This is a genomic window from Rhodococcus sp. GQ147 (assembly GCF_059759155.1).
On record NZ_JCAXDU010000014.1, the window covers coordinates 150287 to 161576 of the forward strand.

Annotated in this window: 13 protein-coding genes and 2 pseudogenes; 3 read left to right on the forward strand and 12 right to left on the reverse strand. The window is 68.4% G+C overall.

Features of this window, described 5'->3' with window-relative positions:
* Window positions 1–66 precede the first annotated feature (66 nt).
* From rplS to AC6CID_RS17045, 3 genes are all read right to left on the reverse strand, one after another.
* Window positions 67–408 carry a 50S ribosomal protein L19 gene (gene rplS, locus AC6CID_RS17035; protein ID WP_006550960.1) on the reverse strand — a complete coding sequence of 114 codons (342 nt, stop codon included), beginning with the start codon at window positions 406–408 and terminating at the stop codon, window positions 67–69.
* Window positions 409–491: 83 nt separating this feature from the next.
* On the reverse strand, window positions 492–1397 hold the full coding sequence (locus AC6CID_RS17040) for a hypothetical protein (RefSeq protein WP_024100629.1): 906 nt from the start codon (window positions 1395–1397) through the stop codon (window positions 492–494).
* A 68-nt stretch (window positions 1398–1465) separates the two neighbouring features.
* Entirely contained in the window at window positions 1466–3826 is a 2361-nt protein-coding gene (locus AC6CID_RS17045; RefSeq protein WP_498354220.1) for a Tex family protein, read from the reverse strand.
* 155 nt (window positions 3827–3981) lie between these two features.
* Between AC6CID_RS17045 and AC6CID_RS17050 the strand changes: the two genes are divergently transcribed.
* Complete coding sequence (locus AC6CID_RS17050; protein WP_498354221.1) at window positions 3982–4968, forward strand: serine hydrolase; 987 nt, start codon at window positions 3982–3984, stop codon at window positions 4966–4968.
* Window positions 4969–4986: 18 nt separating this feature from the next.
* Here AC6CID_RS17050 and trmD read toward each other — a convergent pair whose 3' ends face one another.
* The 5 genes and pseudogenes from trmD to AC6CID_RS17075 all read right to left on the reverse strand — a co-directional run.
* Complete coding sequence (trmD, locus tag AC6CID_RS17055; RefSeq protein ID WP_006550956.1) at window positions 4987–5694, reverse strand: tRNA (guanosine(37)-N1)-methyltransferase TrmD; 708 nt, start codon at window positions 5692–5694, stop codon at window positions 4987–4989.
* A 3-nt stretch (window positions 5695–5697) separates the two neighbouring features.
* A complete protein-coding gene (rimM, locus tag AC6CID_RS17060) occupies window positions 5698–6288 on the reverse strand; it encodes a ribosome maturation factor RimM (protein ID WP_498354222.1) in 591 nt (196 codons plus the stop codon).
* A 10-nt stretch (window positions 6289–6298) separates the two neighbouring features.
* Window positions 6299–6541, reverse strand: a complete 243-nt coding sequence (locus AC6CID_RS17065) for an RNA-binding protein (RefSeq protein ID WP_006550954.1) — start codon at window positions 6539–6541, stop codon at window positions 6299–6301.
* Window positions 6541–6987, reverse strand: coding sequence for a 30S ribosomal protein S16 (gene rpsP, locus AC6CID_RS17070; RefSeq protein ID WP_498354223.1), 447 nt, complete (start codon window positions 6985–6987; stop codon window positions 6541–6543). Before rpsP ends, AC6CID_RS17065 begins: the two co-directional genes overlap by 1 nt.
* 195 nt (window positions 6988–7182) lie before the next feature.
* A pseudogene (locus tag AC6CID_RS17075) lies at window positions 7183–7549 on the reverse strand (amidohydrolase family protein); the annotation flags it as partial.
* Between the two features lie 227 nt (window positions 7550–7776).
* Between AC6CID_RS17075 and AC6CID_RS17080 the strand changes: the two are divergent.
* The gene (locus tag AC6CID_RS17080; RefSeq protein WP_498354224.1) at window positions 7777–9369 is read left to right on the forward strand and encodes a hypothetical protein; all 1593 of its coding nucleotides are present in this window, start codon (window positions 7777–7779) and stop codon (window positions 9367–9369) included.
* A 211-nt stretch (window positions 9370–9580) separates the two neighbouring features.
* Here AC6CID_RS17080 and AC6CID_RS17085 read toward each other — a convergent pair whose 3' ends face one another.
* From AC6CID_RS17085 to AC6CID_RS17100, 4 genes and pseudogenes are all read right to left on the reverse strand, one after another.
* Window positions 9581–9766 carry a hypothetical protein gene (locus AC6CID_RS17085; protein WP_006551243.1) on the reverse strand — a complete coding sequence of 62 codons (186 nt, stop codon included), beginning with the start codon at window positions 9764–9766 and terminating at the stop codon, window positions 9581–9583.
* A 53-nt stretch (window positions 9767–9819) separates the two neighbouring features.
* The gene (locus AC6CID_RS17090; RefSeq protein ID WP_019289107.1) at window positions 9820–9996 is read right to left on the reverse strand and encodes a hypothetical protein; all 177 of its coding nucleotides are present in this window, start codon (window positions 9994–9996) and stop codon (window positions 9820–9822) included.
* Window positions 9993–10384, reverse strand: a pseudogene (locus tag AC6CID_RS17095) (hypothetical protein). The gene AC6CID_RS17090 and the pseudogene AC6CID_RS17095 overlap by 4 nt, the downstream one beginning before the upstream one ends.
* A gap of 253 nt (window positions 10385–10637) precedes the next feature.
* On the reverse strand, window positions 10638–10919 hold the full coding sequence (locus AC6CID_RS17100) for a hypothetical protein (RefSeq protein ID WP_006551241.1): 282 nt from the start codon (window positions 10917–10919) through the stop codon (window positions 10638–10640).
* Here AC6CID_RS17100 and AC6CID_RS17105 point away from each other — a divergent pair.
* Window positions 10909–11148 (forward strand): winged helix DNA-binding protein, encoded by a 240-nt coding sequence (locus AC6CID_RS17105; protein ID WP_064061635.1) that lies wholly within the window; start codon window positions 10909–10911, stop codon window positions 11146–11148. The two genes, AC6CID_RS17100 and AC6CID_RS17105, sit on opposite strands and share 11 nt — an antisense overlap.
* The last annotated feature ends 142 nt before the right edge of the window (window positions 11149–11290 follow it).

The window sequence follows — 11290 nt, forward strand, 5'->3', positions numbered from 1 at the left end:
GGATGCTGTATCGGGTGGCTCGGGAGCCGTGCCGAGCAGCCCGAGGGGCTGGTCAGCGGCCGAAGATCAGCGCTTCTCCTTGATCTTGGCAGCCTTGCCGCGCAGCTCACGCAGGTAGTAGAGCTTCGCGCGACGGACGTCGCCACGGGTCAGCACGTCGATCTTGGCGAGGTTGGGGCTGTGGACCGGGAAGGTGCGCTCCACGCCGACGCCGAAGGAAACCTTGCGGACGGTGAAGGTCTCGCGGATGCCGCCGCCCTGACGCCGGATCACGACGCCCTTGAAGACCTGCACACGCTCCTTGCTGCCCTCGATGACCTTGACGTGCACGTCGAGAGTGTCGCCGGGACGGAAGTCCGGGATGTCGTCGCGCAGCGACTTGGCGTCCAGAAAGTCCAGGGTGTTCATCGGTTTTTCATCCTCTTGTTCGCTCGAGCAGAGGAACCTGGCGGCGACCGCCGTGTGGCGGGCTCGACCGGTTCGTGCCCAGGTCAGGTAGGCGTGCCCGAACGGGGCAACCCGTCCATTGTGCCAGACGGAACATCGATCGATGAAATCGGCGGTGGCGCCGGCTTGACGCGACGGTCCAGTTCGGCCTCGGTCGCGGTGCGCGAGTGCTCGACACTGCCCCGCACGGTTTCGAGCGTCGGTGCGCCCGCGACGAGATCCTGCACGAAGATCTTGGCGCGGATCACCGGGCGCCGCAGTCGACGTTCGCGTTCGAGCGCGCGCGCCATGCGACGGGGCCGCTTGCCGTACCGCCAGCGAGCCCAGGGCGCGCCGGGCCGGGAGAGCCGGATCGCGCCGACCCACAGCAGCGGAACGACGAACAGCCCCACCAGGCCCGTCCAGATCTTTCCTTTCGCCAGGACGATCGCGGCGAGCAGGAGGTTCACGAGCACGGCCACCACCAGCGCGGCCCGTCCGGCCCAGTCACCGCTGTCCTCGAAGTTCGTGGTGTCCCCGAGTTCGAACGGTCGCAGACCGAGCAACCACATCCCGGTCACGGCGATCGCCACGAAGACGGCGTCGACGGACACCCGTCCCTGTTCTTCCCAGTACACGTCGTTCAGATAGAAGATCAACGCGAACTCGTCGAGTGTCAGTGCGGCGCCGACTCCGAAGAGCGCCGCGAGGATGCACGCGGCGACGCGGTTCGCGTCCTCCGAGATCGCGATCAGTCCCCCACCGGCGATCACCATCGTGACGACACCGAACACCACGTGGTGCACGTGCTGACCGCCCGGGGTGATGTTGCCGGGCCACCAGCGCACCTGCGCGCGGATCAACCGCACGCTGATCCGGATGAAGACGAACGCGGCCACGAAACCGAGCAGGAAGAACAGCAGCGGCAGGCGCCCCTGATCGACGATCTCGCGCCGCATCCAGTCGAGCATCACCGGATCACCCCGGCCACCGTGGATCTCATGTCCACAGCATTGCAGGAGTGACCCGGTGATTCGCGTCAGTTGTTGCCGAAACCGGCGCGTCGCAGGGCGTCGGCCATGGATCCGGAGGCGGCCGGCGTCGAACGGCGGTCGCCGCCACGGCCCTGCTGCCTACGATTGCCCTGACCGCTGCGTCCACGACCGCCGCCCTGGTTGCCGCTGCCCTGACCTCCGGGGCGACGGCCACCTCCGCGCGGCTGGCCGCCCGACTTCTCGGCGCCCGGGGTGGGGATCTCGTCGTCGAGGCGCAGCGTCAGACCGATGCGCTGGCGCGCGACGTCGACCTCGAGGACCTTCACCTTGACGACCTCACCGGACCGGATGACGTCGTGCGGATCCTTCACGAAGCTGCGCGACATCGCGGAGACGTGCACGAGGCCGTCCTGGTGCACACCGACGTCGACGAACGCACCGAAGGCCGCGACGTTGGTGACCACTCCTTCGAGGACCATGCCGGGCTTCAGGTCGGCGACCTTCTCGATACCGGCGGCGAACGTCGCGGTCTTGAACTCCGGACGCGGGTCGCGGCCGGGCTTCTCGAGCTCGGAGATGATGTCGGTGACGGTCGGGACACCGAAGCGGTCGTCGGCGAACTCGTCGGCGCGCAGCTTCCGTAGGGTCGCGATGTTGCCGAGCAGTTCGCGGACGCTGCTGCCGGTCCGGTCGACGATCCGCCGCACCACCGGATACGCCTCGGGGTGCACCGCGGACGCGTCGAGCGGGTCGTCGCCGTTGGGAATGCGCAGGAAGCCCGCGCACTGTTCGAAGGCCTTCGGGCCGAGTCGCGGAACGTCCTCGAGCGCTCTCCGTGCACGGAACGGACCGTTCTGGTCGCGGTGGGCGACGATGCTCTCCGCGAGCGAGCCGGTGATACCCGAGACCCGCGACAGCAGCGGGACAGATGCCGTGTTGACGTCGACACCCACGGCGTTCACCGCGTCCTCGACGACCGCGCCCAGCGACCGCGCGAGCATCGTCTCGGACACGTCGTGCTGGTACTGGCCGACACCGATCGACTTCGGGTCGATCTTGACCAGTTCGGCGAGCGGATCCTGCAGGCGGCGTGCGATGGAGACCGCACCGCGGATGGACACGTCGAGATCCGGGAGTTCCTTGGTGGCGTACTCGGAGGCCGAGTAGACGGACGCGCCCGCCTCGGACACCACGATCTTCGTCAGCCCGGGCACCTTCGCCAGCGACACGAGTTCGGCTGCGAGAGCGTCTGTCTCACGCGACGCCGTGCCGTTGCCGATGGCGATCAGTTCGACACCGTGCCGCGCGACCAGCGCGGCGAGCACCGCGAGGGCCTCGTCACGCTTGTTGTGCGGCTGATGCGGATAGATGGTGGCGTGGTCGACGACCTTGCCGGTCGCGTCGACGACGGCGACCTTCGTGCCGGTGCGGTAGCCGGGGTCGAGGCCCATCGTCGGTCGCGTTCCGGCCGGTGCGGCGAGCAGCAGGTCCTTGAGGTTGGCGGCGAAGACGTCGACCGCGTCCTTCTCGGCGGACTGCCGCAGCCGCATCCTGATGTCCAGCGACAGCGACATCTGCAGCTTGGTGCGCCACGCCCACCGCACAGTGTCGAGCAGCCACTTGTCGGCGGCGCGTCCCTCGTCGGCGATGCCGAAGCGCGTCGCGATCCGGCCCTCGTAGTAGCTGCGCTCACCGGGCACCGGCTCGTCGATCTCGGGATCGAACGACAGCGACAGCACCTCCTCCTTCTCGCCGCGCAGGAGGGCGAGAATGCGGTGCGAGGGCAGCTGGGTGAACGGTTCCGAGAACTCGAAGTAGTCGGAGAACTTCGCGCCGTCGTTCTCCTTGCCGGACCGCACGGTGGAGCTCACCTTGCCGCGCGTCCACATCGCCTCGCGGAGCTCGCCGACGAGGTCCGCGTCCTCGGCGAAGCGTTCGACGAGGATGGCGCGCGCACCGTCGAGCTGCTCGGAGGTGTATCCGGCGGGGTCGGTGGTGGGGTCGCCGATGAGCGCGTCGGCGACGGGTTCGTGACCGGCCTCGCGCGCGATCTGCGCCTTGGTGCGCCGCTTCGGCTTGAACGGCAGGTAGATGTCCTCGAGCCGCGCCTTGGTGTCGGCGAGCATGATCTGTCCGCGCAGCGTGTCGTCGAGCTTGCCCTGCGCCTCGATCGATTCGAGGATCGCGACACGGCGCTCGTCGAGTTCACGCAGATAGCGGAGGCGTTCCTCGAGGGTGCGCAGCTGGGCGTCGTCGAGCCCGCCGGTCGCCTCCTTACGGTAGCGCGCGACGAACGGCACGGTTGCGCCGCCGTCGAGCAGTCCCACGGCCGCAGCGACCTGGTCTTCGCGGACGTCGAGTTCCTGGGCGATCCGCTGGTTCACGGTGTCGAGTTCGGTCGTCACGTCGAACGACCCTACAGTTGCCGTCCCCCGCCCGCGCCTGTGACCGTGGGGCGCCCGCGCGCGTAATGGCACTCGCGCTCGCGAGCGGGGTCCGTGCAGGCTGCCGGGTGGACCGGCGCTATCGTCCACAGCACAATGGAATGCAGGAACCGGACATGAAGCACGGGCGCGGACGCGCACGATCGGGCGCGATGATGCTGTGCGTGGCCACCGCACTGGCCGTATCCGGCTGCGAATCGATGGACTCCCATCCGCTCCCGCACGAGGCGCTCGGTCTCGCCTCGGTGACGGACACCGATTCCGACGAATCGACCGTGACGCTGTCGACGGCCGAACTGCCCCGACAGATCGACGCGGCCGTCGCGCTCGCCGACAGCCGCGGAGCGCGCCTGACTGTCGCCGTGCTCGACCGTGAATCCGGGACCCGCGTGCTCGGCGGTTCGGACGAACCCTTCGAGACCGCCTCGACGGTGAAGCTGTTCATCGCCGAGGAGGTCCTGTACCGCGAGGTGACGGGCGAGGCGACGCTCGCCGACGAGGACCACGAGTTGATCCGGTCGATGCTGCGGTCGTCGGACGACAACGCGGCGACGCTGTTGTGGGAAACCTACGGTGGTCCCGAGATCGTCGAGCACGTCGTGGAGCGGCACAACCTGACCGGCACAACTCCCCCGGATCCGGGGTCCTGGTGGTGGAACACGACCACGACGGCGTCGGACCTGCTGACCTGGTACGACGATCTGCTCGGCGACAGTGCCTCCGGTGATGAGAGCGCGGCCCGGATCGTCGGCCATCTGGTGGAGTTCACCGACGAGGGCATCGACGGATACGACCAGCGTTTCGGGCTTCCCGAGGGTCTCGGCGACTCCACGGACCTGGGTGTGAAGCAGGGGTGGATGTGCTGCCTGGCCGGTGAATGGCTGCACCTGTCCACCGGGTTCTTCGGCGACGACCACCGGTACGCGGTCGTGGTCGCGGCTTGGGAGACCGTCATCTACGAAGAGTCGGATCCCTTCTACGACACCGGTTTCCTGCCCGACACGGCGATGTACGACGCGACGGACGACGGGAGCGCGCAACACGCGCGCGAGACCATCACGCTGGCGGTCGAGACGACGCTCGGAAGCGCGCACCGGCCCTGAGGACCGTCGGGCCCGGCGTCAGTCGTCGGACGGGAGCAGATCGGGTCGTCGTTCGCGGGTGCGTTCGAGCGACTGCTCGTGGCGCCAACGAGCGACCTTGCCGTGGTCGCCGGACAGCAGCACCGGTGGCACCTCGAGGTCGCGCCACACCGCCGGCCGAGTGTAACTCGGCCCTTCGAGCAGTCCGTCGGAAAACGAATCCTCTTGATGCGACGCCTGATTGCCGAGTACACCGGGCAGCAGACGGACGACGGCCTCGACCATGACGAGGACGGCGACCTCCCCACCGATGAGGACGTAGTCGCCGATGCTCACTTCTTCGACGCGCACGCGCCGCGCGGCATCGTCGAAGACGCGCTGGTCGATTCCTTCGTAGCGGCCGCAGGCGAAGACGATCCGCTTCTCCTTCGACCACCGTTGTGCGGTGGCCTGATCGAAGCGGCGACCGGCGGGCGTCGGGACGACGAGCAGTACGTCGGGATCGGTTTCACCGTCGGGCCCGGCGAGCACGTCGTCGAGCGCCGGTCCCCACACGGTGGGTTTCATGACCATGCCCGGTCCGCCGCCGTAGGGCGCGTCGTCGACGGCCTTGTGCACGTCGTGCGTCCAGTCGCGCAGGTTGTGCACACCGACGGAGATGAGCCCCTTGTCGATCGCCTTGCCGAGCAGGGCGACGCGCAGGGGTTCGAGATATTCGGGGAAGATGGTGACGACGTCGAGCCGCACGGACTACTGCTTCCCCTCGGTCGACTTCTTCTTCTTGGACGGCGGTTCCCCGAAGTCGGGGTCGAGGAGTCCTTCGGGCGGATCGATCTCGATCACGCCGTCCCGGACCGATACCGTCGGGACGATCTCGGTGACGAACGGGACGAGTAACTCTCCGCACTCCTGGCCGGCTGGCCGGATCGACAGCAGTTCACCGGCGGCCGTGTGCAGGACCTCGCGGACGGTGCCGACCTCGGTTCCGCCGTCGGGGCGACCGGCGACGATCCGCACCGTCAGCCCTTCGAGTTCGTGGTCGTAGAACTCGTCCGGGTCGTCGGACGGCGGAAGGTCGGCGCTGTCGACGACGAACAGCACCCCGCGCAGTGCGTCGGCGGCGTCGCGACCGTCGATGCCCTGCAGGCGCAGCAGAAGCCGCCCGGAGTGCTCCCGGGCGGCTTCCACTGTGTACTCGTGCAGGTGCCTGTCGCGAGGCTTACGGCCACGCAGGACCGCGCCGACGGCGAAGCGCTCTTCGGGTTCGTCGGTGCGAACCTCGACGACGACTTCGCCTCTGATGCCGTGCGACTTGGCCACACGGCCCACGACGAGCTCCATCGACGCTCGCCTAGCGGTCGGTGTCGACGACGTCGACACGGATACCCCGGCCACCGATTCCGGTGACGAGGGTCCGCAACGCGGTCGCGGTGCGACCGCCGCGGCCGATGACCTTGCCGAGGTCGTCGGGATTGACGTGCACCTCGACGGTGCGGCCCCGACGGCCCGCGATCAGGTCGACGCGGACGTCGTCGGGATGGGCGACGATTCCACGAACGAGATGCTCGACGGCATCGGCGACCACGGCGCTCATTACTCGGCGGCCTCGGTGGACTCGGCCTCGGTGGACGCCTCGGCGGCCTCTTCCTTGGCAGCCTTCTTCTTCTTGGGCGTGACGGCCTCGGCAGCCGGCTCGTTCTCGGCCTGCGCGAGAGCGGCCTGGAACAGCTCGAGCTTGGACGGCTTCGGCTCCGCCTTCCTCAGGGTGCCCTCGGCACCCGGCAGACCCTTGAACTTCTGCCAGTCACCGGTGATCTTGAAGAGGTTGAGGACCGGCTCGGTCGGCTGCGCGCCGACGTTCAGCCAGTACTGTGCACGCTCCGAGTCGATCTCGATCAGCGAAGGCTCTTCCTTCGGGTGGTACTTGCCGATGGTCTCGATGGCCCGGCCGTTGCGACGGGTGCGCGAGTCCGCAACGACGATGCGGTACTGCGGGTTGCGGATCTTGCCGAGACGGGTGAGCTTGATCTTGACAGCCACTGCTGTGTTCTCCTTCGGGGTGCGCCGAGGCGCGTGTCACGTGCAATTCGGACGACGCGCCCTTCTGGCACGCCCGGTTTTGCCTCTAGCCTGTGACCGCCGCGCGGTACGTAACCGGATGCGACGACAGCGAACCATTCTGCCAGACGCGCGAGCCAGGACGAAACCGGCACCCGGTGACTCCGCGCACCCTCTCTACAGCCGCGCGGGGCGCCCCGAGACCACCCGGCCGCGGAGCACCACAAGATCGGGACGCGCGGCCGCGGGGTCGCTGCGCGGATCCTCCCGGTACACGACGAAATCCGCCGACGTCCCCGATTCGAGACTCGGGTGCCCGAGCCATGCGCGGGCCTTCCAACTCGCCGCGGCGTACGCCTCGGTCGGGTCGAGACCCACGCGCACGAGCGATGCGATCTCGTCGGCGATGCGCCCGTGCTGCACCTGGTGCCCGCGTAGATCGGGATGCCGGCCTCGTGGGCAGCAGCGCCGATGGTCCCGTCGACGCGCGCGTACCGTACAGAGTGCGCATGTGCGCCGCATACACCGGGAATCGCGTCGCCGATGAGTTTGACCCATCCGTCACCGGCCCGGGCCTGACGGGCCACTTCGTCGGGCAGCTACGACTCGTCCTCGAGGTCGACGGGTGTAGGGATGCAGCGAAGACTGGCCGGACACGCTGCTGCACATCGACAGGTCCCGGGTGTGTCAACAGTACTCGTGCAAATGCGCGACTCGGTCGACCGCAGCGCCGATCGTGCGCGGCGGCAGCGTGTCGGGCACGCTGGCAGGGTGACAGAGCCTGACCAGGTGTGGCGTCCGCAGACTCAGCTGCCGGTGTTGGTGACCGCCGTGTCGATCGAAGACGGGGAGACACCGCCCCCGGAGGTCGGTGCCGTCGCGGTGTTTCCGTTGTTGTTCGAGGAGATGCCTGCCGATCCGACCGATCCGTCGATCGTCACACTTGGCGCTGTGGCCGAGCCCCTGCATTCGGGAAAGCCCGCGTTGCAGCAGCCCGGGGACGGACGGCAGTGGTGGGACTGGACGGTGCTGCTGCGCGGTGTGGGGTGGACGGCCACCTGGTACACCCGTCGTCCGGTGCTCGGTCAGGTCGAGGTCACCGGCCGGCTGATCGGCGATTTGTCCTACGCCACCACCGGGCAGATCCGCGGTCGGGTCCGGCGCATTCGCGTCGCATCCGATCGGTACCGGCGCGAGGTCGATCAGCCGCACTCGCCGTTCCGGCCGGTGCCCGGCACCCGCCGCTATCGGCAGGTCACCACGTCCCCACGATCGTTCGCCCGTGTTGCCCGGCCCCCCGGCCCCGACCCGCTGGTCGAGCGCACTCACGAGGTGGGCGTGCTTGTCGATCTCGACTTGACCGAGGTGCCACCACCGCCGCTGCGGCCGAGCATGATCCCCGCTGCGATATCCGCGCACGAGTCGGACCTGTGGATCGCAGACCGTGAACTGCCCCTGGTCGTGCATCTCGACGCCGACCGGCGCGTGCGCGAATACATCGTGCCCGGGCAGATCTTCGATACTCCGCCGGCCGATCGCACCCGTTCGGTGTGGGCACACGCCGACGGCTGCTGGGTGGGCGGCTGGGACGGAATCTTCCACTGCACCCGGGGCGGCACCGTCGAGGCGATCACCGACACACCGATTCGAGACGGCGCAGCCCATGCCCAGACCCTGCTCGCCGTGGCGGTCCCGGAGCGCGGCACCACCGAGCTGATCCTCGCTCGCCCCGGCCAGGACCCGGTGACGCACGGACCCGAGCCGTGGGGCGACCTCGAATCGATGACCACCTGCGAAGGTGGGTTTGTCCTGCTGTTTCGCCGGCGTGACCCGAGCACCGGCGCGCTCGGAGCGGCGCGCCTGGTCCGGGTCGATCTGCACGCCGCCGTGACCGTCGGTCCGCCGCTGGAGACCGCGATGATGTCCTATCGGCCGTTTCTGACGGGCCTTCCACCGACGATCGTCGACGGCACCACCGCATACCGGATACTCGACGATCTCACCCTCACCCAGCCGAACTCGCTGCCTGATCATGTCCTCGGCGGCGGACAGATCGATGACCTGCTCTGGATCGTCGGCCATCCCCCGGACGGTTCCGGCCGTGGGCAGTGGTGGCCACTGCCGGGGCCGGCCGTGTATCCGGCCGATCACCACCAATACTGGCTGTTCACCCGCCTCGATCCGGTCACCTGGGAGCCGATCGCCAGCATCCCGATCCGCAGTCCCCGCCCGGACGTCACCATCGACGGAGCCGGCACCGTGTGGGTCACCGCTGCGGGCGTGCATTCCTTGCCGCACCAGCACATGAACCCGCCGGAACTGCTCGATGTCGCCGAACTCCTCGACCGCTCCTGCCTCCGGTAGCCGAACACTCACGAGGCGCAGGTCCGTGTACGCACGCCGCCCGATCACCGGTCCGGCCGCGTCCGCCCACCTCCATTCTCCTTGCTCCGCAAGGCAGACCAGTGGTTCGAGGGGGCTACGCTCCTACATAGACCGTGGCACGTTCACAGCACGCGGGAAAACGCAGGTCGGGCGCAGGAACACCGCGGCGGCCACGGGGCGAGCCGATGATTCAGTCGTCCTCCCAGACCAGTTTGTGCAGACGCATCGCTTCGATCAGATCGGAATCGTGCTCCTCGACAGGGCCGTAATCCAGCACCGTGACGTTCTTGCTGACCGGTCCGTCACCGGGACGCTCGTACAGCGCCCAGAGCACCAACCCGTCACCGTGCCAGGACTCGAACTCGATGCCGGCCACCGGCTCACCGCCGGGATCGGAGAGAGTGTTGATCCACTGGGAGATCGCCCGGGTCAGGGCACGCGGGCGGGCATTGCGGATCGCCGCGGTGTCGAGGTCGAGCAGACCGTGTCGGATCGCATGGGGCCGGACAGGGTGCGCAGGGTGGCCACCGATTCGGGGTCGCCGGGCACGACGCAGCGGACATCCCCGCGTGAGGTGGAGATCAGCGTGCGGTCCGGTGCACTCATCCGACCGTCGCGAACTGCCGGGCAGCGGCGAGGACCTTCGGGCCGACGTCGGACAGCTCGCCTTCGCGCAGCAGCAGCGCCGGCGGGCGGTCGTCGAGGATCGGGTTCAGGCCCTGGAACCACGTCTGCGCTACGGCGGGGGTGTCGCGTTCGGCGATCAGCGGGCGGCGCGGTAGGCGATGCGCAGGCGTTCGACGTCGGTGTCGTTATTGATAGTGCGGGTGCCCTCGGCCCACTGGCGGACCGCGCGGGTTTCCTTGACCTTCCCCAGGTAGGCGACGAGCTTGGCGCCGAGCAGGTCGCGCAGTGCGGTGACCAGCTGTGATTGGGCCATGCGGGCGGCGTCGTTGTAGGCGGCGAGGTCAGGGCGTGGGTGTGCGGCTGTCATAACAATCCACCTCCTGATCACAGGGTAAATCACAGTCTTGATGCCGTTGAAGTTCCCACCTCGAGTGACTGTTCAGGGTTGATTCTTCGAGTGTCGGTCCGTGCGAGCTTCGCCGAGTACGGCGCGGGCAACGACTGTGAACATGCAATGTGTCACCGCGCTGAACGCCTACGGATTCCAGGCCATGCCTCACCAGCGTGGACGCGGCTCTGCGGTGACTCCAACCGCAGATCGTCGTCTGTGTGGCTGTGAGTCAGTCGCTGGGGGTGGACGCGGCGGGGTGTGTGGTCAGGGCGGGCAGGACCGTGGCCATGATCGAGGCGGCGAACTCGGTCATCGGCTGCTGGGGATGGTCGGGTCCGTAGAACTGTTCGAGGAACGCCCGCAGGTAGCAGGCACCGGCGATCGATGCGGCGACTCCGTCGATGGGGGCGTCGGCGGCCACGGTGCCGGCGCGCTGTTCGTGCTCGAGGAATCGGGCCACGGCGGCGGGCAGCAGAGCCGGGCCGGCGCCGTGCGCCTCCTTGACCGACAACGGCTGGCTGCACCTCGATCCGGTCGCCCCGGGCACCACCGCCATGCGAATCACCGATGCGGGCCGCGAGCTGCTCGAGCAGATGAGCCGCACGCAAGCGCGCACCGCGCAGACCCTGACCGACGGCGTCTCCGCCGAGGACTACGAGACCGTCCTGCGGACGCTGGCCACGATGCTCGACAACTTCGACGCGGCGACACCACGATCCGAGACGAACCCGACCGGATGATCGCCCGGAAGTGCTTGTCCACCACGATCGGCGGATGCTCCACGCGGGTCTGCGTGCCAACACGGCTGGGTGGGTCTTGGCTATGGTGCCGAGATGACCACTACCGATGCTGCGCACCCCTCGTCCTCCACCATCGACCTCG

What these genes read in the sequence shown, in the direction of transcription:
- AC6CID_RS17050 (WP_498354221.1), top strand. Translation starts at nt 3,982, where the DNA reads ATGAAGCACGGGCGCGGACGCGCACGATCGGGCGCGATGATGCTGTGC.
- rimM (WP_498354222.1), bottom strand. Translation starts at nt 6,288, where the DNA reads ATGGAGCTCGTCGTGGGCCGTGTGGCCAAGTCGCACGGCATCAGAGGC.
- AC6CID_RS17090 (WP_019289107.1), bottom strand. Translation starts at nt 9,996, where the DNA reads ATGAGTGCACCGGACCGCACGCTGATCTCCACCTCACGCGGGGATGTC.
- AC6CID_RS17040 (WP_024100629.1), bottom strand. Translation starts at nt 1,397, where the DNA reads ATGCTCGACTGGATGCGGCGCGAGATCGTCGATCAGGGGCGCCTGCCG.
- rplS (WP_006550960.1), bottom strand. Translation starts at nt 408, where the DNA reads ATGAACACCCTGGACTTTCTGGACGCCAAGTCGCTGCGCGACGACATC.
- AC6CID_RS17065 (WP_006550954.1), bottom strand. Translation starts at nt 6,541, where the DNA reads ATGAGCGCCGTGGTCGCCGATGCCGTCGAGCATCTCGTTCGTGGAATC.